Annotated in this window: 17 protein-coding genes, 1 pseudogene, 1 CRISPR repeat array and 1 riboswitch (1 of these 20 only partly in view); of the genes and pseudogenes, 3 read left to right on the top strand and 15 right to left on the bottom strand. The window is 53.4% G+C overall.

All coding sequences use genetic code 11. The annotated features are described in order from the left end of the window. Nucleotides 1–11: 11 nt before the first annotated feature. The 11 genes and pseudogenes from thiC to AOP6_RS03935 all read right to left on the bottom strand — a co-directional run bounded on the left by thiC (nt 12) and on the right by AOP6_RS03935 (nt 9,366). Nucleotides 12–1,319, bottom strand: a complete 1,308-nt coding sequence (thiC, locus tag AOP6_RS03985) for a phosphomethylpyrimidine synthase ThiC (RefSeq protein ID WP_155877640.1) — start codon at nt 1,317–1,319, stop codon at nt 12–14. A gap of 50 nt (nt 1,320–1,369) precedes the next feature. Beyond that, entirely contained in the window at nt 1,370–2,446 is a 1,077-nt protein-coding gene (cobT, locus tag AOP6_RS03980) for a nicotinate-nucleotide--dimethylbenzimidazole phosphoribosyltransferase (protein WP_155875331.1), read from the bottom strand. Beyond that, a complete protein-coding gene (gene cobU, locus AOP6_RS03975; RefSeq protein ID WP_155875330.1) occupies nt 2,443–3,009 on the bottom strand; it encodes a bifunctional adenosylcobinamide kinase/adenosylcobinamide-phosphate guanylyltransferase in 567 nt (188 codons plus the stop codon). The genes cobT and cobU overlap by 4 nt, the downstream gene beginning before the upstream one ends. Beyond that, on the bottom strand, nt 3,002–3,661 hold the full coding sequence (locus AOP6_RS03970; protein WP_155875329.1) for a histidine phosphatase family protein: 660 nt from the start codon (nt 3,659–3,661) through the stop codon (nt 3,002–3,004). Before AOP6_RS03970 ends, cobU begins: the two co-directional genes overlap by 8 nt. 37 nt (nt 3,662–3,698) lie before the next feature. Then, a riboswitch (cobalamin riboswitch) is annotated at nt 3,699–3,835 on the bottom strand. A gap of 55 nt (nt 3,836–3,890) precedes the next feature. Continuing rightward, a pseudogene (locus tag AOP6_RS03965) lies at nt 3,891–5,039 on the bottom strand (IS3 family transposase). Nucleotides 5,040–5,272: 233 nt separating this feature from the next. After that, nucleotides 5,273–5,869: a YceI family protein gene (locus tag AOP6_RS03960; RefSeq protein ID WP_155875328.1), complete on the bottom strand. Its 597-nt coding sequence runs from the start codon at nt 5,867–5,869 to the stop codon at nt 5,273–5,275. A gap of 52 nt (nt 5,870–5,921) precedes the next feature. Beyond that, the gene (locus tag AOP6_RS03955; RefSeq protein WP_155875327.1) at nt 5,922–6,377 is read right to left on the bottom strand and encodes a DoxX family protein; all 456 of its coding nucleotides are present in this window, start codon (nt 6,375–6,377) and stop codon (nt 5,922–5,924) included. Nucleotides 6,378–6,435: 58 nt separating this feature from the next. Next, nucleotides 6,436–6,888 (bottom strand): MarR family transcriptional regulator, encoded by a 453-nt coding sequence (locus tag AOP6_RS03950; RefSeq protein ID WP_225897348.1) that lies wholly within the window; start codon nt 6,886–6,888, stop codon nt 6,436–6,438. A 231-nt stretch (nt 6,889–7,119) separates the two neighbouring features. Beyond that, on the bottom strand, nt 7,120–7,818 hold the full coding sequence (locus tag AOP6_RS03945) for a TVP38/TMEM64 family protein (protein ID WP_155875326.1): 699 nt from the start codon (nt 7,816–7,818) through the stop codon (nt 7,120–7,122). 38 nt (nt 7,819–7,856) lie between these two features. Continuing rightward, nucleotides 7,857–8,081 (bottom strand): carboxymuconolactone decarboxylase family protein, encoded by a 225-nt coding sequence (locus tag AOP6_RS03940; RefSeq protein WP_155875325.1) that lies wholly within the window; start codon nt 8,079–8,081, stop codon nt 7,857–7,859. A gap of 379 nt (nt 8,082–8,460) precedes the next feature. Beyond that, nucleotides 8,461–9,366, bottom strand: a complete 906-nt coding sequence (locus AOP6_RS03935) for a sulfurtransferase (RefSeq protein ID WP_213194748.1) — start codon at nt 9,364–9,366, stop codon at nt 8,461–8,463. A 922-nt stretch (nt 9,367–10,288) separates the two neighbouring features. Between AOP6_RS03935 and AOP6_RS03930 the strand changes: the two genes are divergently transcribed. Together AOP6_RS03930 and AOP6_RS03925 are read left to right on the top strand one after the other, a co-directional pair. After that, the gene (locus AOP6_RS03930; RefSeq protein WP_213194747.1) at nt 10,289–10,456 is read left to right on the top strand and encodes a hypothetical protein; all 168 of its coding nucleotides are present in this window, start codon (nt 10,289–10,291) and stop codon (nt 10,454–10,456) included. Between the two features lie 415 nt (nt 10,457–10,871). After that, complete coding sequence (locus AOP6_RS03925; protein ID WP_155875322.1) at nt 10,872–12,149, top strand: hypothetical protein; 1,278 nt, start codon at nt 10,872–10,874, stop codon at nt 12,147–12,149. 1,313 nt (nt 12,150–13,462) lie between these two features. Here AOP6_RS03925 and AOP6_RS03920 read toward each other — a convergent pair. The 4 genes from AOP6_RS03920 to AOP6_RS03905 form a co-directional block, all read right to left on the bottom strand. Beyond that, on the bottom strand, nt 13,463–13,795 hold the full coding sequence (locus tag AOP6_RS03920) for a toxin-antitoxin system HicB family antitoxin (protein ID WP_155875321.1): 333 nt from the start codon (nt 13,793–13,795) through the stop codon (nt 13,463–13,465). Between the two features lie 250 nt (nt 13,796–14,045). Then, the gene (locus tag AOP6_RS03915) at nt 14,046–16,538 is read right to left on the bottom strand and encodes an EAL domain-containing protein (RefSeq protein ID WP_155875320.1); all 2,493 of its coding nucleotides are present in this window, start codon (nt 16,536–16,538) and stop codon (nt 14,046–14,048) included. A gap of 24 nt (nt 16,539–16,562) precedes the next feature. Then, nucleotides 16,563–16,994, bottom strand: coding sequence for a response regulator (locus AOP6_RS03910; protein ID WP_155875319.1), 432 nt, complete (start codon nt 16,992–16,994; stop codon nt 16,563–16,565). Beyond that, complete coding sequence (locus tag AOP6_RS03905) at nt 16,991–19,789, bottom strand: PAS domain S-box protein (RefSeq protein ID WP_155875318.1); 2,799 nt, start codon at nt 19,787–19,789, stop codon at nt 16,991–16,993. Before AOP6_RS03905 ends, AOP6_RS03910 begins: the two co-directional genes overlap by 4 nt. Nucleotides 19,790–20,966: 1,177 nt before the next feature. Between AOP6_RS03905 and AOP6_RS03900 the strand changes: the two genes are divergently transcribed. After that, nucleotides 20,967–22,352 carry an IS5 family transposase gene (locus tag AOP6_RS03900; protein ID WP_225897347.1) on the top strand — a complete coding sequence of 462 codons (1,386 nt, stop codon included), beginning with the start codon at nt 20,967–20,969 and terminating at the stop codon, nt 22,350–22,352. A gap of 46 nt (nt 22,353–22,398) precedes the next feature. Next, nucleotides 22,399–23,428: a CRISPR direct-repeat array (repeat unit 32 nt; unit sequence GTTTCAATCCACGCCCCCGTGCGGGGGGCGAC); it runs 1,126 nt beyond the window's last position.

Below are 23,428 nucleotides of genomic sequence, written 5' to 3'. Positions count from 1 at the left end.
AATAATCCAGGCTAGAGCTTGTCTCCTGCCAGTTCCTCCGTAAACAGCTTGGCAGAACCATTCGCGGCACAGAACTCACCACACATCGTGCAGGTTTTTTCATCTTCCGGGACGCGCGAAGCACGGATTTTCCTAGCCTCCTCAGGGATCAGGGCCAACTCAAACTGCTTCTCCCATTCCATGTCACGCCGTGCCTTGCTCATCTGCTTATCGCGCTCACGCCCCCGCTCTGGGAACTTGTTCATATCGCCGATATAGGTCGCAACACGCGCGGCCTGAACGCCGACACGAACATCCTCTTCGTTTGGCAGAGCTAAATGCTCTGCCGGCGTGATGTAGCAAATCAGGTCAGCTCCATAGCGAGCCGACTGCGCCGAACCTATGGCAGAGCTGATATGATCGAAACCGGGGACGATATCGCTGGAAATTGGCCCAAGCATGTAGTAGGGCGCTTCATTGCTCATGCGTTTCTGAATCAGAATATTGGCCTCGATCTCATCGAGAGGCATGTGTCCAGGCCCTTCCACCAGCATTTGACAGCCCATTTCACGGCCGATCTGCGCCAATTCGCAATTAATGATCAATTCTTGCATCTGGGCACGGTCGTGACTGTCATGAATAGCTCCAGCCCGCAAACCGTTACCCAAAGACAGGCAGACATCGTATTTCTTGAGTATTGAAATCACCCGATCAAAATGCTCATAGAGGGGATTCTCTCGATTGTTCTTCTCCATCCAGGAGACCATGGCTGTCCCGCCCTTGGAAACAAGGCCGCCGTAACGGTAGTTCTGCTTACGAAGGCGTTCGATGGTATAGCGGTTAATGCCGCAGTGAACGGCCATGAAGGCCAAGCCGTCTTCGCACTGCTTTTCAATCAGGTCGAAGAGTTCTTCCGGGTCAAGTTTGTCAGGGCTGCCATATTTGCGGGCGGCATCGCAAAACGCCTGATAAAGCGGTACGTTTCCGACGGGCAGATCGACCACAGCCAACACCTCACGCCGGACACGATCAAGATCGCCACCGACAGAAAGTTCCATCAAAGTATCTGCTCCAGCCTCTTGGGCAACTTTGGCCTTGCGGACTTCGGCTTCATAATCAATGATATCCGATGATGTGCCAATGGATGCATTGACCTTGGTACGCAAACCCTTGCCGATACCGACCGGATTCGGCTTGCTATTGATATTGTTAGGGATGACAATCTTCCCCTCTTTGACCATCTCCCGGACATACTCCGGGGCATACCCTTCCTTCTGGGCAACAGCTTCCATTTGCGGAGTAACGGTTCCCTTGGCAGCATGTTCAACTTGCGTAAACAACATCAACTCTCCTTTTTCAAGACCTTGGAATAATTAATAAAATAATAATTTCAACTTGACTGGCTAACCGCGGCTTCTTCAAAAGTCGCGACCTCGGTTAAAATTGCCACCGCAGCCTCGACGAGATTCATGGCCACCGCCCCACCGGTCCCCTCGCCAAGGCGCAGGTCAAGGTCAAGCAACGGCTTCTTGCCGAGAAAATCAAGAGCAATCTTGTGGCCCTGCTCTGCACTGCGATGACCAGCGATCATATAATCTTTACATTGGGGCGCCAGGCTGTCGGCGATCAACGCTCCGGCCGAAGAAATGATTCCGTCGATCACCACTGGCTTCTTTTGCGCCGCCGCGCCAAGGATCAGACCAGCTATGGCGCCGATCTCAAAACCTCCAACCTTGGCCAGAACATCGAGACCGTCCTGCGGATTCGGCTGATTAAGCTTCAATGCCTTTTCTAAAATAACGATCTTGTTGGCCAGTGCGTCGTCGTCAAGACCCGTGCCGCGACCAGTAACGTCAGCAACCGAATACTTGCATATCACTGAGATAATGGCACTTGACGGACTGGTGTTGCCAATCCCCATATCGCCGGTACCGAATATATCTGTTTGATCCCCCAGAGATTGAGCGACCTCAATCCCGGCCTCAATCGCTCTCACGGCCTGCTCGCGTGTCATGGCTGGCCCTTCGGCAAAGTTTGCCGTACCCGGTGCGATCTTCTTGTCGATGATCTTACCGCAAGCGACCAATTCGCTTAGATCCCCAGCAACGCCGGTATCGACTACCGTCACCTTGGCTCCAACCTGACGAGCCAGGGCGTTGATGCTGGCGGATTCATTGACAAAATTACGGACCATTTCCAGAGTCACTGCTTGTGGAAACTTGCTGACACCAGCGGCTACGATACCGTGGTCCCCCGCCATGACAGCAATCGTCTTTCGACTGACAGAAGGGTGCAGGCTGCCGGACATTGCTGCGAGGTCGAGGGCCAAATCCATCAATCGGCCCAAGGCCCAATGCGGGATAGCCAGTTGGTCAAGACGTTCCTTGGCCATCACACGTGCTCCACGGTTGGCTGGAGCAATGGCCGCAAGGGTACGATTTAGAAGAGAGCTTTCGTGCAAGGTCATTTCTTTACATCTCCTTTGAGAAATATCGGGCAGCCAGATACAACGAACACTGCCTCATCGGCAAGACCCACAATCGTTTGATTACAACGCCCTACAAGGTCGCGATAGAGCCGTGACACAGGATCAGCGGGGACAAGCCCCATTCCCAACTCATTTGTCACAAATATGATGGTGCGCTTACCTTGTCTGGCCGCCACAGCAACCTCGGTACACAAAGTGGTAATATCTTCTTCGGAGATCTCCTTGTTGTTTTGCTGCGCCCGATAGAGAAGATTATTAATCCAAAGGGTCAGGCAGTCGACCAGTACCACCGAACTGTCCTGACATTCACCAAGCACCCGAGCCAATTCCAGGGGCTCTTCCAGGGTCAACCAGTCATATTTCTCCCTCTGTAGGCGATGACGGGCAATGCGCTCATCCATCTCAGCATCGATCGCTGGGCATGTCGCGATATAAGTACGAGGTCCAGGCAGTTGGACTGCACGCAACTCAGCGTAACGGCTTTTACCGCTACGGCTGCCGCCACTGATATAGATCAGCCGGCTGTTCGCCGATTCAGTCATTGTAAAGCCCCGTAAGCACCGCACCCTCAGGGTAGAGGTTGAGAGTTGCAAAGCCACCACGCTGTATGTTGATTTTAAGATAATCTTTTGCTGGCCAGCCCATAAGTTCACATAGCAAATGGCAAATAACACCTCCGTGCGTTACCAGCGCAAGATGGTTGTGGTGACACATTGCTATAGCGTTCGCAAGCGTATTGATTCGCCTTTGGAAGTCACTGTGCGACTCACCCTCGGGGAAGCAAAAGCCCTCTTTGAGTTCAGCCCAATCATTGACTAGATTAGGATCAGTGGCCCTAATCTCTTCGAAGGTCAACCCCTCCCAACGGCCGAAGTTGACTTCATTCAGATCCTCCACAACCAAGCAGTCAAGTTTCAGTCTTTCGCTCAAAGGCTTTGCAGTCTCTCTTGCCCTGCGGGCCGGGCTGCACCAAAGGGCATCGATTTCGGCCAGCGGTAAGCGATCAGTCAAATGTTCAGCATGTTGTTTGCCCGACTCGCTGAGAGGCACATCAAGCCGTCCCACGTAACAGCCGTCCAGAGCGTTTTGAAGTCCAGCATGTCTAATCAGGGTCAGCTTCCTTGGCATTGTCACCTCAAAAACAAAAATCCCCGCAACCTTTTGGGGGCTGCGGGGATACCGTTTTTTATCCACTCACAAATGATCTAGCACCTCAATGCGCGAAGGTACTATGAACCAACTAATCGATAGCGTATCTGACTTTCATCGTTCAGGAACGATGATCACAGTGGCGGCACCGTGACGGATTCACACCGTCTTCCACTCATTCGATTATGATGTTTTTGAACTATAGCATAAAGATTACTCCCCATGACAAGCTATTATTTGAGGTCGGTCCGCAATAGTGGACACCATGTTATGGTCAGGCAGCCCCTTGCCGTTTGACGAATTTCCTCCAGTAAGCCGCCGGGGAAAGATTGCCCAGTCTGGCGTGTCGTCTCTGCCGGTTGTAGAACACTTCGATGTACTCTCTGATCTCGCCCATGGCTTGCTGCCGGGTGTGATATCTGCGGTGGTGAACCATTTCCTGCTTGAGGGTGCCGAAGAAACTCTCCATCGGGGCGTTGTCCCAACAGTCCCCTTTGCGGTTCATTGACGGCTTCATCCCGAACTGCTTCATCAGCTTCTGGTAGCGGCGCGAACAATACTGACTGCCACGACCTGAATGATGGATCAGCCCTTTCGGTGGCCGCCGGGCAGCAACGGCACGGAACAGGGCACGGCCAACCAGATCCTGCGTCATCCGATGCCTCATGGCGTAACCGACGATTTCCCGATTCCAGAGGTCCTTGATCGCCGCCAAGTAGAGCCAGCCTTCTTCGGTGGCGACATAGGTTATGTCGGCCACCCAGGCCTGGTTAGGACCTGACATCGCAAACTCCAGATCCAGCAGGTTCGGCGCGACCGGCAACGTGTGATTCGAGTTGGTGGTTGCCTTGTACTTCTTCACCTGCTTGCAGCGGATATTCATCTGCCGCCGCAGTCGCTTGATCTAGTTAATGCCAACCTCGACCTTCTCGACATCAGCCAGCTCGTCCTGGATCTTCTCTGGCCCGTAAATCCCTCGTCCCCGCTCATGGGCCGCCCTGATCGCTACCTTGAGCCGCTCATCCTTCTGCTTGCGGGCTGACGGCTTGCGATTCTTCCAGGCATAGTAGCTGCTTTTCGACACGCCCATCGGATCAACGGAGAAACCCTGTTCCTTGCGCAACTCGTCGATCATCGCGTACCTCCCCGCGGCTCCTTTGCAAAGTCCCATTTTTAGAATTTCCTTCTCCAGCCGCGCTTCGGCCAGCTCCTTGCGCAGCCTGGAGACCTCGGCTTCCAACTCGGTCACGTTATGGCTGCCGTGGGTCTTGAGGCCGGTGGTGCTATGCCTCTTGATTTAGTTGCGCGGCGTCTGCTGCGACACGCTCAACCGCCGCCCGACTTCGGCAACCGTCAAGCCGCCGTCGACGACCAAGCGGACGGCCTCCTCTCTGAACTCCAGTGTGTAAAACTGCCTCGGCATGCGTTCCAATGGACACCTCCTTGAGCCTCGCAGGCTATGAGATTGGTGTCCACTTTTTCCAGCCAACCTCAAGACGTCAAAGTGCCTTTTTTTTGCACCTGCCCTCCAATTTCTCCTGTGTTTTTTCCGGCAACACGCCAAGGCTTTTGATCCACCAATAATAAAACAGGCAAGTTTCGCAAGTCCAGACAAGCCGGGAGGGCAGGAGGCGTGCCCTCCCGGCGGCGACTGGATCAGTTCGCCTGCTTGATGAATTCGAGGTCGATGATGATCTCCACGTCATCGCCGATCATAAGGCCGCCATTGTCCAACGTGGCGTTCCAGATGATGCCGAAGTCCTTACGATTGATCTGGGTCGCGGCCCTGGCCCCCTTGCGAAGATTGCCCCAGGGGTCCTTGACCTCACCGCTGGGTCCGTCAACCAGCAACTCCACCTCTTTGGTCACGCCGTGCAAGGTGAGATCGCCAACGACCCTGAGGCTGTTGTCCGAGACCTTCTGGACACGCTTCGACTTGAAGGTGAGTGTCGGATAGGTTTCGACCTCAAAAAAGTCTGCACTCTTCAGGTGGGCGTCGCGCTTCTCCACACCGGTGTGGATACTGGCGGCCTTGATGGTGACATCAACAGTTGAACGCGTGATATCGCTGTCGTTGATGACCACAACCCCTTGCACATCCGGAAAGCTGCCCCGCACGTCGGCAATCATCATGTGACGTACCTTGAAGTGGGCCGCCGAGTGATCGGGGTCGATGTTCCAGTTAGTCGCCATAGCCCCCGAAGGAGCGATCAGCAGAGCAAAAACACCCAGAGTTAGAATCAGTCTTTTCATTTGTCGTTTTCCTTTCTTTTTGGATGTGAGTTTTGTTTGTGGAATGTTTCCGTCAATGACCCATAGACCTGCTGGCCAGGATGCGATCCAGGGACCATTTCCCGCCGCCCCTGATGACGAGGGAGAGGGCCATCCCGACGACCAGCAGATGATACTCGAACCCTTCTCCGGCCTGGCTGCCGGACCAGTTCATGAAAAAGCCGTAAGGGATATGCACCATGAGAGCCGCCACGCCAATGGTGGCCCCCACCCCCAGCGCTGCGATCCGCGTTCCCAGCCCAACGATCAGTCCGAGCGCCCCGAAAGATTCGGCCAGGACCGCCAACAGGGCAAACAGATAGGGAATACCCATGGTTTCAGTGAAGTGCTGCATGGTGCCGGTAAAACCATAGCCACCGAACCACCCCAGCAACTTCTGAGCACCGTGCGGAAAAATTACCAAGCCCAAGGTGAGGCGAAGAATGGTTGTCGAGATTTCGTCTTTCGTGCCAAGCAGTTTGTTTAACATGATTGTCTCCGTGGTTGTTGGTATATAATTTAACATCGAATTATATAAGGAAATTTTTTTACCTACCCTGCCCCAGTCCCAGCTTTCTGCACAAACGGCCCAGCTCCTCCTGCTCTTCCGAAGTGAGAGCGCTCAGACTGTGAACAACCCCCTGCACATGGGTCGGAAAAATTTTGGCGACCAGGCGAGTTCCTTCCTCCGTCAAATGCAGCGCGACATAGCGGCGATCATCACTGCTGCGAATGCGCGCGACCAAACCGCGTCGCTCCAGGTTGTCCACCACGGTGGTGATATTACCAGTGCTCTTGAGGATCTTCTTGGCCACATCACGCTGACACAGAGGACCCAGATGATAGAGCGCCTCCAGTACACCGAACTGGGAAATGGTCAGGTTTTCTTCGGCCAGATGCCGGTGAGTGGCGCTCGTCACCACCTCTGTGACTCTCATCAGCTTCACAAAGGTATTCATGGCAGCAGCTTCGTCCTTGTTCTTGAACGACAATTTTTTCACGATTACCCCATATAGATTGATATCGAACTATTTGACATCAATCTATATGGGGTTGATTTTCATGTCAAGACTTTTTTAGGCACCCAATTTCGGAAGGGACCTGCCGCAACACCGAAACATTTCTGGCCAACCCGTCATCACCAATCTGACTTTATGAAAAGGGCCACAGGTCTTCAGCGCCGCCGAGGTGCCCTACGCCAAGGTGACCGTCCTTTGGCCGTTTTTCGCAACCTAAGCTTCAGATTGGTTTTCGGTCTTTCTTGCCCAATGCCATTTATGACTAAGAATAGGCACCAGGGAGAAGCCCCCCAACAGCACAAAGGAACCAAGGACTCTTGGCGAGACGATTCCAGCCATCGACTCAATGGAAGCAAGACTCGCTCCCGCGTTGACATAGACAAAAGCTCCCGGAAGAATGCCCACGAAGGTTCCCAGGAAGAACGTGCGAAGGGGCAGTCTTGTTAACGCCGCTACGAGGTTGATGAGAAAAAAGGGGAAAATGGGAACAAATCTCAGGAACAGCAGATAGTTTAGTCCATCCCTTTCAAGGGCTACATTCAGCGTATCCCATTTTGACCCGACCCTTTTCTGCGCCCATCCACTCAAAAGGTAACGAGACACCAGAAACGCGCAGGTCGCTCCCAAGGTTGCCCCCGTTACTGCAAAAAGCGTCCCCTGGAAGACCCCGAACAGAGCCCCTGCAGCCAGGGAGAGCAGCAAAGCCCCGGGAAGGGAAAGCGCTGTCTGAATGATGTAGACCAGGATAAAAGCAATCGGAGTGATCAGCCGATTCCTGGCATAAAAGGCCTCCAAAGCATCCCGGTGCGTTTTAATACCTTCCAGCGACAGGAAGCGATTCAGGTCAAGGCCGATAAACAAAGCCACAAGTCCTGCCAAAATCAGGACCAAAAGGATTTTCTTTTTCTTCATGGGGTCTCCAGACATTTTAATGTGGAACGGATTTGCGCCTATTTCCCGTTATTCAACGAAACTGACTTTCCCGGCTCGATGCCAAAGGCGCGATTGAAGCGGGCACTAAAATTCTCCAGGGCGATGGCTGCCGTCAATTCCACCATCTGTACTTCATTTAATTGCGTAGAGAGCTTTTCAAAAAGTTCGTCCGTAACACGTGAAGGCGTGGCCGTGACAGCCTCGGCATAGGCCAGGACATTTTTCTCCAGGTCGGTGAACATGTCGCTGCTGCAGTAATTGGCAAGAGCAGCAATTTCTTCGTGGGTTATTCCCGCCTCACGGGCGAGACGATTCGTCAGATCAATTCAGAACGCGCACTCGACCTGCCGTGCCGTCCAATACATGGCAAGCCTCTTCAATCTCTCGGGTAGTTCACCCGGGGTGCGGACCGAACGGCCCAAGCCAAGGAACGATTTTAGAATGCTTGGTTTCCAGCCATACACCCACAGAGGGGTTGGTACTCCGCCAGAGCGCGATCCCATAATCTTGAACAGAACCCGCAACCAGACAGGACCTTTGGATTTCTCAATTCCAGCAATACGCATAGTTTTTTTCCTCCTATATATTGACTTGTTTTCTTAACGCCCCCCATGGCGCGGTTTAATGGCTTCGCGAGGCGGTTCGAATGGTCCTGTTGACGGGCAGTGCCTTGTTGTTGGCCCATTCAATCCAGGAACCGTCGTAATTTTCGACGCGGTACCCGAGTCCCAACAGAACCAGGGTCGCATAGGAAGAACGGATCCCGGTTTGGCAATGGGCCACGATGTCCTGCTCAGGCGTGATTCCGACCGCAGTGAGCAAGGCCCGAATCTCCTCCTCGCTCTTAAGTACCCGGACACCGTCGACCTCCTTCTGCAGGTTTGTCCAATCCAGATGAACGGCTCCGGGAATGTGTCCGCCGCGCTCGGCCCGGATATCAGATCCATCGAATTCCTTGTAGCTGCGCGTATCCCAAACCATCACCCCGGGATTTCCCAGACGGGTCAGAATATAGTCTGTCTCTGCCCGGATATCTCTGCCTGGCTGGCAATGATAGCCTGCCGTCGACACCACCTTCGTGGGGAGAAACGCTGTGGGGCCGTTTTCCTTGGCCCACTTGTTAAAACCACCATCCAGGACATAGGCCCGTTCGTGTCCGTGGTATCGGAGAGTCCAGATAAATCGTGCGGCGTACGGGTTGTCATCCTCGGCATAGGCGACCACGGTCGTATCCGGTGTAATGCCATAGCGATCCATTAGGGACGCGAACTCCGATACTGTTGGAACCAGGCTTTTGACCCCGCCCCGGGTGGACAGAAATTGCTGTTTCGGAATACTGAGCGCCCCGTCAATGTGACCGAGAAGATACATAGGGGTCACACGTACATCGACAATTTTGACCTGGTGCCGGCGCTTGGCCAACCAATCGGTTGTCACGAAAAAATCACCCAGCTCGGCAAAGGCCGAAGAGGCTGAGAAGATGAGCCCAAGGCCCCCCAACAACAATACCAACACAATCTTCCGCACAATACACCTCCGTCGAAAATGGTTTGTCTGCCCCCGAAACGTGCTTGCAACCATATTCTAACCATACCATTTAAGTCAACAATAAATTCTCCAGTACATCACTTTTAAGCAGTAGTTTAAACAGGTCTGCTAATTTTATTTACGCACATTTTGGTGTGCTTTATCGGGCAAAGTGAGGGGATGAGTGCTTCGATTTTCGCGATGGGATATTGAATGGGAGAACTTGCAGGCGTTCGCACGCTTGGTGTTTTTTGGAATCAATTATCTTAAATATTGAGGACTAAAAGACGGGAAGAGCTGGGGTCTCTGTTTACAGGCTTTCTGGAGGGTTTTAGCTAGAGGCGCAAAAAGACGATCAGATATTGCATTCTGGCCGCAAAAAAGTCTGGTCGCTTTCCAAGCGCACCCTCATAGCCACAAATGAAGTTCGGGAATAAATAATCGGATGGAATGCACAGAGGTTGAATGACAGCCGGCTTCCTCTGATCAGGAGTTGGCCATGATATCCAGGCTTCGCTCTATGCTTGCCGCCCTGCCTTGACATGAATCGCGGAATATTCTTCATTTGGGAGAGAATATTCCGCACATCCGCTGCTTTCCGTTTCGCCCATGAACTTTTTTCCGTTTATTTTCAGGCGCTTGCCCCATGGCAGATTCATGGCACGGAATGTGTTAAAGACAAGGGTACAGTGTGCCTCCATTGAGGCGTGGTCCTGGGTAAGACCTTAAAGTGCCTTTTTTTGCCAATGACTCATTCTGAAATGCGTTGCCCCTTTTCTCCAGAAGAAAAAGGTCAAATGAGCTGCAAAATAGCCAAAGTCACTATGGCATTCAAGGGCGCTCCACCATCCTGGCCTGACTGCGAAAGCATGGGAAGTTCCACCGTCAACGGAAACACGTATCCGATCTCAAGATGACTCAGATGTCTGATGACAAAGATTCCATAGAAAACCCTGATAAGGGGACAAAGGCACTTGAGGTGCAGATTAGGGGGGCTCGGGAGAAGGCCGAACTTTTTGACGCGATTATCCATGTCCTTCGGGAAGATTACGGAGTCACTGTCGAGAAAAAGCGTCTAGACAAGTCCTAGCACAGAAAAAAACCAAAATGTGCGTATTTGCAGAATCTTCCATGAAATGGGCCTTCTGCCCTTACTGTGGCCACTCCCTTCCATCGCAGCCAAAGACCGCGCCAACCTTCCCCACCAGTCGTGAACCATCACGGGAGCAAGATAGTCCGTAGGGACTGGTCAAGCTAAGACAACGCAGCGGCATATGGGTTCAGGTTTCTTTGGTTCAGAGCATTCAGGCTCATCAGCAAACCAGGTCCGGACCTAGTTTGCTCCAGAAGAACCAATAGTTGTAACACTTCGGAAAAATACCTTTTCAGGGTAAACCTCTTCGCTCCGCCTTCGTCTAATGAGAAACTTTCTTTCCCAGGAGTAATCAATGCAAGCAAAAACCGTTTTTCTAAAGAGAATTCAGTTTTGGTTAGTGAGTGCCGTCATGGCTCTCCTTGTCACCGGCTGCGGAGGATCCGGCAGCAGCGACCCAGCGCCTGCTGAGCAACCGGCCCCGGCGTCGACCGTGGCCGGCACGCTGAGTACAACGGACAGTGGCCAGGTTGAAACCCTGGCGGTGGTCTCCGAAACCCAACCTACTCTCACTCTCGACGATAGCACCACGGAAATCCCTCTTGGCCCTCAGGGGTATTTTGAGGTAAGAGGCATTGCAGACGGGGATCATTCGCTCTATCTGCACCACATGTCCGGACAGGTCACGGAGATCCCTTTTCGGATGCTGGAAGGACGTGGTCTCAACCTCGGCACTATAACCATCCGAGACGGTGCTCTCGTGGAGCACACCGGATTTAACGGCTACCACTTCGGCTTTATCGATGAAAACGGGGACGGCATCAACGACAACTTCATGGACGCTGATGGCGACGGCATCTGTGATCGTGGAGGGCTGTACGCTGGGTATACCTACATGATGGAAGCAGGGTTCGTCGATGCAGACGGCGATGGCATCAACGATCTATTCCGCGACGCCGACGGCGACGGTATAAACGACTTAAACCAAATGGCCTACGGGCACGGGTTTGGTTTCGTGGACACCAACGGCGACGGTGTCAATGACCGTTTCGTAGACGCTAACGGCGACGGCATTTGCGACCGTTCAGGCATGCCCTTCCGTCACTCCTTCGGATATCAGGATGAGAATGGGGATGGCATCAATGACCTTTTCGTCGATGCAAACGGCAATGGCTACAACGACCTGACCGCGGTGCCCTATATGCCGATTCCTGGCTGGGTTGACTTGGATGGTGATGGGATAAATGACTATTTCAGAGACGCCAACGGTGACGGCATCGGCGATCTGTCTGACTTGCCCATGTCCTATGGCCACGGATTTGGCTGGGTCGATGCGAATGGCGACGGCATTAACGACCGCTTTGTGGATGCAAACGGGGATGGCATTAACGACTATGCGGGAGGCCCCTACGCACAGATGTCCTATCGCTACGGATTCGGTAGCCGCCATCAGGACGACAACGGCGACGGGATCGATGACCAAACCGGCCGCCCCTATTGCATGGGTTTCGGTTGGGTTGATGCAAACAATGATGGCATCAACGATGCCTTCGTCGACACCGATGCAGACGGGGTCAACGACTTTACCGGATACCATTACGACAGGGGTTACCTCATGGAGTCCGGGCACCAGGGATATAGGGACGGAGCAATCGATTGGCCTATGCACGGCGGTGGGATGATGATGTAGTTCACTCCGCGCCCCGAAGCCAAAGCCCGCAGAATCCCACCGGAATCTGCGGGCTTTTTTTGTACTGGAAAGTCGGAGCTCTTCGGACGAGTGTTCCTATAGACTTAACGGCGACTCCAATCACCTCATATTGCGGCGGATCAATCTGGCCTGTGTGGACGAAGTGTTTTTGTGACCAATTTGAGTTTGACAAAAAAGCATTTTTTGTATAAAAACATACTGCATCCACCGGACAAATCCTATCCTGGCAGAAGATCAGTGACGATCCCGGTGCTTTACCCCTCAAAAAAGCCCGGAAGCTTGCTTCCGGGCTTTTTCTATTGTGCGCCAGCGCTTCGGTGTATCGACTCACCTCAAAAGGGCATCTGCTTTTTCAATCAAAACTTGGAGGAACTGGTTTGATGCCTCAACTGTTTTTTCCAAGTATCTCATTTTCGCCCTTTTCCACATTCATTATCTTTTTGGCAAATGACATGCCGTTTGCCACATTAGGGAAGTTTCTGGCATATCAGAAAAATTGGCCTAATGTGGCAAAATCTAGCATGTTTGCCACATTATATTTGGCAAAGCAGCAACAAACTGCGGACTCCTTCCCTGTCTAGGGCTATCTTTTTGCCACAGTAGGGAAAATCGGCACCTGTTTGCCACATTTACTGTGGCAAGACCTTCGTTATGAAGATTGGTCAAGATAGCTTTTTTGGGGGACTTTTTGCCCTTACAGACTGGCTTTGCTGCCTGTTTGCCACAGTATGGAAAATTGGCACTTGTTTGCCACATTTACTGTGGCAACCTTTCCTTTTTCCATCTTCCTGAAATCATCATATCACCCCTTGTTTATCGAAATATTAAGGGAAAGGCCTGTTAAGTCCCCCAGGCCGCTGACAAAGTCCCCATTATTTTGGCAGGGACTTTGGTTATTTAGTGCACCAGTCAAGGCGCTACGCGCAATGCCTCGCGCGCACAGCCAAAGCCTTTCAGGACTGGCCAGTATGTTCCTGCTCCTGCTATCAAAGAGGAGTGAAATTGCTGGTTCGGGGACTCAAAAAGACTCTTTTTTCCAGAGCGGTTTTGAGGAAAAGGAGGGTAAGGTGCTCACAAACAGAAAAGCCCGGAGATCCGGGCTTTTCTGGGTAAATACTCGGCGGTTTGCACTGACCAACAAAGATCAGGAGGGAGCCAATCCGAGCCTACAGGACAGAACTATATCAATCATCAGCGATTGTCAAGGGGGGGGGTGACGTCTCACCGCAGACAGTGAAAAATCGTCAAACCCTACATAGACCAATACCCATTATTTTCTCAAGGCTTCTATTTCATCTAGCCGCATTACGTTCAGAGAGAAGAGTAATCAACCAGGTATTTAGGGACACGCCTTCCATTTCAGCTCTTTGAACCAAAGAGCGGTGCAGGCTTTTGGGCATTCTTAGTCGCACCTGGCCACTATAATCGGCAGCCTTTGTGGGCTCGGGGAGGGCCGTTCCTGCGGTCCGAAGAGACTCAACGAGAAGATCAAGTGCGATGTTTGCTTCTTCAAGAGCATTTTCGGTCGTCTCTCCGAACGCAGAAAACCCTGGGAAATCTGGACAGGTTACGATAAATCCGCTGTCTTCATCGCTCCACAAGAACCGGAATCCGTACTTGGCCATTTTGTGCCTCTTTCCAAAGCGAAATCATTCTAGGTGTATTTTCGGCCTTTATCTGGCTTCAGCAAACATGGGGAACAGATTATTGCCGTAACAAGAGTCCGATCGTCATCTCTGGCATCCCTTCAAAAAAACCTGGCCTACGTCTGAAAAAAGTCCTGATTTTTTTTGATCCGGATCATCCTAAGTTTCGTGGCAAATAAAAGGGAAAGGCAAATCTACAACTCAACGATCCCTGCCGTTTTTCTCTCTCTTACCTTTTCCATTGGTGAATCGCCAAAACGATTTCCTCGACGGGCAGGGGGCGACTGAACAGGTATCCTTGCCCCATATCACAGCCCTTCTCTTTCAGAAACTGGAGTTGTTCCTCCGCCTCAATGCCTTCACCAACAACCTTCAGGCCCATGGTGTGCGCAAGCGCGATGACAGAAGAGGCGATGGCCGCATCGTTGGAGTCTGTCACGATATCACAAACAAAAGACCGGTCGATCTTGAGGCTGTGTATGGGAAACTGCTTGAGATAGCTCAGGGATGAATAGCCTGTGCCAAAATCGTCGATGGAGAGGGAAACGCCCAGAAGCTTGAGGTCAGCCCAAGTCATAATGGCTGATTCAACATTTTCCATTACGACGCTTTCGGTGATCTCCAGTTCTAAAAATTGAGGTTCCAGTCCGCTCTCCTGACAAATTCGCTCCACGGTGGCGACAAAGTCTGGCTCTCGAAACTGCCGCCCTGAAATGTTAACGGCCACACTCAACCCCAACAGCCCCTGTTCCTGCCAATCCCTGGCTTGACGGCAGGCTTCCCCCAAGACCCAGGTGCCGAGCGGGACAATCAGACCGGTTTCTTCTGCCAAAGGAATGAAATCGTCCGGCGGCACCATCCCCCGCTCAGGATGTTGCCAGCGGACCAAGGCCTCGCAGCCAACAATATGGCCACTGGCCAAATCAACTTGCGGCTGGTAGTGCAGACAAAACTCCTTGCGTTCAAGGGCCTGACGGAGCGCTCCTTCAAGTTCCAGGGTTTCAAGGATACGCTGATTCATTTCCGGAGAATAAAAGGCAAAACTGTTACGTTTATTCTTCTTTGCACGGTACATGGCCATGTCGGCGTTGCGGATCAGGGTAGCACCATCGTCGCTGTCTTTGGGGTAGAGGCTGATACCAAGACTGGCGGTCACGAGAATCTCACGATTATCGACCCAGAGAGGCTCGGCCAGGTGCTGTAAAATTTTTGATGCGACCAGACCTACATCCTCTGGTTCAGCCACCTCCGCCAGCAAAATGACGAACTCGTCGCCACCCAACCGGGCGACAGTGTCGGCCTCGCGCACAAGGTGCATCAATCGCTTCGCCAAGGTGCATAACAGCTTGTCCCCGAAAGCATGCCCGAGGCTGTCGTTGATGACCTTGAAGCGATCGAGATCAAACAACAGCACCCCCACCAGGCATCCTGACCGGCGAGCATAATGGAGGGACTGTTCCAGTCGATCCAGCAGGAGGGGCCGGTTTGCCAGGCCAGTCAGTTCGTCATGTGTAGCTAAATGCTTCAGTTTCTCTTCATAGAGCTTACGCTCGGTGATATCGCGAATGATCCCGATGTTTCCCACGGGATCATTCTTGTCGTTTTTCAACTTCAAGGCAGAGAGTTCGCCATGGAAGACTTCGCCTGATTTCCGTCGGAATCGTGTCTCCAGGAGCTTTCCGGGTACGAGATCATGGCGGTTGAAGATCGCCCAGCCCGTCTGCTCGAAATGGTCATGATCGGCATAAAGAATGGCTGAGGACTGGCCCAGAACCTCTTCGGCTTCGTAACCGAAAAGGGTGCGCAGGGCTGGCTGGTTGACATCGATGATGGTACGGGAAAGATCGGTGATGATGATCGCATCCCGCATACTGGCAAACAGGTTGCGATAGCGAACCTCAGCCGTGGTGAGCGCTGCCTGTTTCTGCACATTCTCCAGCACCATAGACAACTTTTGTAGATAACCCTCCTGTTTGACCAGATAATCGTCGGCACCTAACCTCAACGCCTGGATGGCTACCTCCTCACTGCCATGGCCAGTGACGAGGACGATGGGGATGCTCAGCCCCCGCTCCTGCCGCAGGGCTTTGGTAACCTCCAGTGCATCCAGACCAGGCATTCGGTAATCGAGCAGCACAACATCATAGGGACTGGTAACTGTGGGCTCTGCAGGCAGGCACTCCAAAACCTCCGTGCCAGTGCCGACCACATCGAGGGAGATATGGGGGGCATGCTGAGCCAAATAGCGCCGGGTGAGATCCGCATCGAAATTGCCAGGCTCCGCGTAGAGCACCCGCAGGGGTTTGCGCCGTCCTGCCCGGGTGGTCTGAAAGTTGGCAAGTGCCGAAGTGAGAGTTTTAGGAAGGAGGTTGAGATAGTTGTCCTTCTTGACCAGGTAATCGTCGGCTCCCGCCTTAAGGGCGGTAACCGCTGCTTCCTGATCCCCGGATCCAGTAATAATGACAACCGCCAGCGGCAAGTCACGCTCGCGAACATGGGCGAGGAGTTCCAGACCACTGCCATCCGGCAAGCTGAGATCAGACAGGACAATGTCGTATTCGGGACATGCCGGAGCCAACCGCTTGAGGGTAGCGGCAAGCGTCGTCACACTCTCAAGCTGAATATGGGGGGCCAGTCGGGCCAGAGCGCGCCGGGTCAGGTCAGTATCGACCGGGTTATCTTCAAGATAGAGTACACGCAATGGCCCTTCAGAGGTCGTCATGCTTTGCCCTTTCTCAGCCACTCCTTAGCTCGGCGGCTCGTTGAGAAGACACCAGTAGAGCTCGATCTGGGTCGCCACTTCGAAAAACTTTTCAAAATTGACCGGTTTGACGATGTAGGAGTTGGCGCCGAGATGATACGCCGTCTCAATATCCTTATCATCGGTCGAAGTCGTTAGTACCACTACCGGCAGGGAACGAAATCGTTCATGCGTCTTGATTCGACGCAGCACCTCCAGGCCATCAACCCGGGGGAGTTTGAGATCGAGCAGTATGGCTACCGGGAGAGGATCACCGGTCTCCCAGCGATCGATCATGGCCAGAACTTCCTCGCCATCGCGGGCAACCTCCACAGGGTTGGCCATCTTACGCCGGGCAAAAGCGCGCAAGGTTAGTTCGACATCGACGGGATTGTCTTCCACCAGCAAAATCGGCCTGGTCCTCTGATTTTTATTCATTGTGGCAACTCCAGATAAAAGGTGGCGCCAGCGCCGGGAGAACTTTCGGCCCAGACGCGGCCGCCCATGCGTTGCATGGCCTTGCGCACCAAGGCAAGACCGATGCCGGTCCCCGGATAGTCTTCGGCACGCTGCAGTCGCTGGAACATATCGAAAATGCGGTCGTGGAATTTCATGTCGAAGCCGATACCGTTGTCGCGCACCCACAGAATGGTCTTGTCTCCCTCACTGCGGGCGCCAATGTCGATGGCCGGCGGCTGTGCTGCATCACGGCTGAATTTGATCGCATTCTCCAACAGGTTTCGCAAGACGATGATAAGGCCATCGCGGTCGGCTAAGACGGTATTGTCTGGCACCTGCAGGCGCACCAGGAGGCCGGATGGCTCCGCTTCCGGGAGGCGCTCCGCGACTACGGCCCTAACCAGCGGCAGCAAATCAATTTTGGAGCTCTGCAGCGAGCGGCGCTCCATGCGTGAATAATCCAGAAGATCTTCAATCAACTGGTACATTTGTGCGGTGCCGTTCCGAATATTCTGCAGGAACCGGCGCCCCTCGGCGTCAAGCTGTTCGTGGTAGTCCTCTTCGAGTATCTGGCTGTAACCGTCTATACCACGCAGCGGGGCTTTGAGGTCATGGGAGACGGAATAGGAGAAAGCCTCCAGCTCCTTGTTGACCGCGACAAGCTGAGCCGTGCGCTCACGGACCTTGTCTTCCAGTTCTTCATTCAACTTGCGTATTGCCAGATCGGCCTGCTTGCGCTCGGTAATGTCTTCGGTAAAGATGACAATGCCTCCGATGCTGCCATCGGCCGCGTGCCATGGGCGTACCTCCCAGCGCTTCCATCGAGAAGTGCCGTCGGTTCGTTCGAAACGATCCTCATCGGCACAAAGGACCTCACCGGCCAAGCCACGACGATGCACAGTTTTCCACGCTTCCGTAATCTCCGGAAAAATCTCATAGTGGGAATGGCCAATGATGTCCATCTCCCCCAGGCTAAAGTCAGCCAGCCAGCGATGGCTGACGGCCAGATACCGCATCTCGCGATCAAACATGGCCAGCGCCGCCGGGGCATGTTCAATAAAGAGATTTAGCCTTTCTTCACTCTCGCGCAGTGCTGACTCGGTTCGATGTCTTTCGGTGATGTCGTGCGCTAAAACCAATTCGGCTGGATGACCGGCAAAATCCAGGGTATGGGAGGTAATCTCGACCAAGATCAGACTGCCATCTTTTTTACAGTGCCACCAGGCGCCAGCTTCATCGACGCCATGGCTCACTTTAGAAATATTTTCAAGAAGTTTCGGCACCTCCTCCAGGGGGCGTATGTCTCGGATGCTCATGGTGAGAAATTCATCCCGGCTGTATCCATAGTGGGATATTGCCGCATCGTTCACTGCCAAAAACGCCAGACTCTCCAAATTATAAACCCACATCGGATGGGGGTTAGCTTCGAAAAGTTCCCGATAGCGAGCCGCGCTCTTCCTGACCTCATCTTCAGCCTGTTTATGCGAGGTGACGTCCGAGACCACACCATCCCATACAGCACGGCCGGCCACCTTTTGTTGCGGTCGTGCGCGCACCTTCAACCAGCGCCACTGTCCACCGGCATGGCGCACATGAAGATCCATTTGAAGGTCCGTCAATTTTTTTTCGCTGACCACTACCGCTTCCCGTAGGTCAGACATCTGCCCTGGATCGATTTGCTGGTACAAGGCGCCGATGTCGTCCAGAACCACCTGCCTACTCAAGCCGTGCAACCTTTCTACCCCGGCACTCAAATAAAGAAATCGTGGTGACCCCTCCTCTTCCTGAAGATACTGGAAGACATAACTGTCGGGCAGATTGTCCTCCAGCAGCCGCAGGCGTTCCTCCCCCTCACGGATTTTGGCAGTGCGCTCGACGACCAACTCCTCCAGCCGAGCTTCGTGGGTTTTTGACTCCACTAGAAGTTTCGCTAAATAGGCCATAAGAAAGCTGAGCAACAAGCCCAGCGATGCCATGGTTGAGAGGCCGAGAGGATTACTCCAGCCCTTGACTGGCGCCACGCTGAGTGTCCAGATGCCGTTTGGCAGTTCCAGGACTTGCTCTACGGGCTTGCTTAGAGGGATTGCGGTGGACGCGGTGATGATCTGCCTCTCCCCGCTGTCCGGGTGGACACGCGAGAGTTCGTAAGCAAACCCCTGATCGGTCAGTCGAGACAAGCGGGCCGTGTCAAGGATATCGGGAAAGCGGATAACGATGGAGGTAAAACCCCAAAAAAACTTATGGCCAGCTTCATTATCGAGGAAAACCGGAAAGCGCCCGACCACTCCGGTTCCCCCCTGAATCAGTTCAAACGGACCGGCAAGGGTCAGTTTGCCGCTGTCCCTTGCAAGAAGGGCTTCCTTGTTGCGTAACGGATCTGTCAGCAGGTCGCGGCCAATGCCCTTTTCGTTGCCGGCAAGGGGGACAATCTGCCGTGTGACGCCACCAGGTGCCAGTTGCAGCGAATCTGCCCCCGGGTAGAGGGGAAGCATCTGGAGGGCCATTTCGTCAAAGTTGGGAAAATGGCCATTGCCCTGGCGAACCATGGCTGCAAGGGCATAAGTAGCTGACAAGGCCCGTTCAATGTTGCGTTGAAGAGCGTTTGCATAATCCCCGGTGAGGCTGGCGACACGCGTACGGTCTTTCTGAAGACGGAGGTGATCCAGTCGCCAGACAAGCATTGCCGATAAAAGTGTGACAAGGAGAAACACGATGGCCGCGGCAACAAGCGGGCGGGAGAAACGGTGTGGGGATGTTCCGCTTTGATCAATCATCGGATGTACTGGTTCTGTTTGAGGAGATGGTTGTTCATCCAAACCAAAATCCCTTACACGCCCGTAACAAGCCGTCTGCAGCAATACCGAAAAATATAGTCATATGAATCGAAAATCCTCCGATTGATTTCCATGTTTTTTCCCGCCCTCCATCTGCTTCTTTTCCACACTTATTATCTGTTTGGCAAATGACATGTCGTTTGCCACACTAGGGAGGGTTCTGAAAGTGCGAAACCTTGGCCCCTAGTGTGGCAATGACCATAGTGTTTGCCACACTTAATTTGGCAAACTGATGGAAAACGGTTTTGTCCTTCCCTGTTAGGAGCTGCCATTTGCCACACTGAGTGTGGCAACCGGCCTCCCCTTTTGTAAACACTTCATATCTTCAAAGGGAAAGGGGGCATTTAAACCACCTTTTCGATTTGATCGTCACAATATCCAGAATCAAAAAATCCGGCCTAAGTCCAAAAAAATCCCACACAAGTCGGAAAAAACCCAGAAAAATTTTCCCTGTTTTTATTTATTTGATTTCTCTAACTCAATTTTTTCCGACTTAGGCCGATTTTTTTCCGACTTAGGCGGGATTTTTCGTTTTTCAATTTTATGCAAACCAGTTCGTTCCTCAAACGTGCCTCAAATAAAGGAGCTGACACACTCAGTGAGACAAACGACAAGCAATTTCCATGGGCTGCCAGATGGCAACCCAAGTCAGAAAATGACAAATCGACTTAAGTTTTATCAATCACACTGTTTAGGATCACACCTCCGCAGGCGGCGCCCCTACTTTTATAAAGAAATGCGCCAAATCCCCGAGTTTCAATCCACGCCCCCGTGCGGGGGGCGACTCCCGCTGCGCCAACAGCAATCGCCTGATTTCCTCGTTTCAATCCACGCCCCCGTGCGGGGGGCGACTCCCGCTGCGCCAACAGCAATCGCCTGATTTCCTCGTTTCAATCCACGCCCCCGTGCGGGGGGCGACTGTGAGCATTGCGCCATGGCTTTAACATGAACAGTTTCAATCCACGCCCCCGTGCGGGGGGCGACCCCTCACTGTCTTATTCATAGTATAGTCGTCCCTGAAAAAATATAAGTGCCTGAAATTAAATATTTATTTTCCTGTTTATGATTGATAAAATTACCAGAAAACAGAGTTCATACCCCGATTTCTGGTGATTTTATGAAGCCAAAGAAACCAAAACAGCAAGATCAGGCCGACCTGTTTCGGTCACGCCTGGACCAGATCCTTGACAGGAAGCATCCGCTGTTCGTGCTGGCCAACCAGATCGACTGGTCGGTGTTTGATGCCAAGTTCGGTTGCCTGTATGCCGACAAGGGGCGTCCGGCATTATCCACCCGGTTAATGGTTGGTCTGCACTACTTGAAGCACGCCTTCGACGAGAGCGACGAATCCGTAGTGGCCCGTTTGCTGGAAAACCCGTACTGGCAGTTTTTCTGCGGGTTTGAGTTCTTCATCCATCGCTTGCCGCTCGATCCGAGTTCCCTGGTGCGCTGGCGTAAGCGGATCGGCTCGAAGAACATGGAGCAGTTGCTTGGCGAGACTTTGGAGACGGCCAAGCGGGGCGAACATCTGACCGCGTCGCATCTGGAGCGCGTCAACGTCGACACCACGGTGCAGGAGAAGGCGGTTGCCTTTCCTACCGATGCCCGGTTGCAGCACAAAGCCCGGGTAATGCTGGTCAAGGCCGCGAAGAAACGCGGCATCCCATTGCGGCAAAGTTACCTGCGTCTTGGCAAGACCGCCCTGATCATGTCCGGCCGCTATGCCCATGCCCGGCAGATGCGGCGCGCCAAGGCGGAGCAGAAAAAGGTTAAAAACTATCTGGGCCGGGTGTATCGCAACATCCTGCGTAACTGCCCGCAACCGGATACGGAACTGGCAGAACTGCTACAGTTGACCCGAAGGCTGCTGACCCAGAAACGACACGATAAAAACAAGCTGTACAGCCTGCATGCCCCCGAAGTGGAGTGCATCAGCAAAGGCAAGGCCCATAAGAAATACGAGTTCGGCTGCAAGGTGTCAGTGGCCACAACGTCCAAAGACAACTGGATCGTCGGCGTAGAAGCTTTGCACGGCAACCCATTCGATGGCCATACTCTCAAAGGCGCACTGAAGCAAATCAAGCGCCTGGTTGGCTGGGAAGCCGAAAATGCCTACGTTGACAAGGGCTACAAGGGCAACCCGAAGCAACTGGGCAAGACCAACGTTCATCTGGCCAACCGGAGAAAAAAGAGCATGAAGCCGAATGAGTGGCGCTGGTTCAAGCGGCGAAGCGCCATCGAACCGGTGATCGGCCACATGAAGCAGGACAACCGGATGGATCGCAACTATCTCAAGGGAACCGACGGCGACAAGATGAACGCCATCCTCGCCGCCTGCGGTTTTAACCTGAGAAAGCTCCTGCGGGCTTTTCTTTGGCTTGTTTTCAAAGAACTGGAACGGCTCAAATCGCTGCCGACGTTGCTTAAACGACCCATTTGGGCTGCCAGGGAACTGATACACTCACCTGGCTTGAGCATGGAACTTTATTCGATTGTCGCCTGAAGGCGAAATTTTGAGTTTTTCAGGGACGACTAGTATAGCCTTACTTGTTTCAATCCACGCCCCCGTGCGGGGGGCGACCCCCGTCTAGTGCGTCATAGGCAAACCATGCTTCGTTTCAATCCACGCCCCCGTGCGGGGGGCGACTTCTCCCCAAGCTTATGCAAGAGCAATCCTGGAAGTTTCAATCCACGCCCCCGTGCGGGGGGCGACTATCTCCTTATCTGGTTACGTGCCAATCTACATCGTTTCAATCCACGCCCCCGTGCGGGGGGCGACTCAAGCACCACCTGATAGATTACTCCGTCAATCTCGTTTCAATCCACGCCCCCGTGCGGGGGGCGACATAAAGTAGCGGCGCAGATTGTACGTGCCGACGAAGTTTCAATCCACGCCCCCGTGCGGGGGGCGACCAAGGCCGTTAAGTTGCCATGTGGTCTTGAGCCGTGTTTCAATCCACGCCCCCGTGCGGGGGGCGACTTCATTTAATCAAGCCCTCCGCATACATTTCAGTGTTTCAATCCACGCCCCCGTGCGGGGGGCGACCCGGTGTCGGTAAGCATATGCCCTGCACCAACGAGGTTTCAATCCACGCCCCCGTGCGGGGGGCGACTCGCCCACTGTAGCCATGTGCGAGCCTTCCAGCGTGTTTCAATCCACGCCCCCGTGCGGGGGGCGACATGAGGTTTCCCCGAGGGTCATCAAGCCCTTTTCGTTTCAATCCACGCCCCCGTGCGGGGGGCGACAAGAGGCTTTCGGTGCTTTAATAGCCAATAAGGTAGTTTCAATCCACGCCCCCGTGCGGGGGGCGACCGCCCAAACCCTCTAATAGCGGGCGAGCGTAACGGGTTTCAATCCACGCCCCCGTGCGGGGGGCGACATTCCGTGTCGAAACAGGCGGGGAACACCCTTTTGTTTCAATCCACGCCCCCGTGCGGGGGGCGACGGTCTACCCAGTTTGTGCCAACCCTGTACCAAAGTTTCAATCCACGCCCCCGTGCGGGGGGCGACGCCATCAAAACAACACCTACCACACCACCGAACATGTTTCAATCCACGCCCCCGTGCGGGGGGCGACT

Origin of the sequence: Desulfuromonas sp. AOP6 (genome assembly GCF_009731355.2) — a bacterium.
Taxonomy (GTDB): Bacteria; Desulfobacterota; Desulfuromonadia; order Desulfuromonadales; family SZUA-540; genus SZUA-540.
The sequence above is the reverse complement of the archived record's forward strand: the minus strand, read 5'-3'. Positions and strand labels throughout refer to the sequence as shown.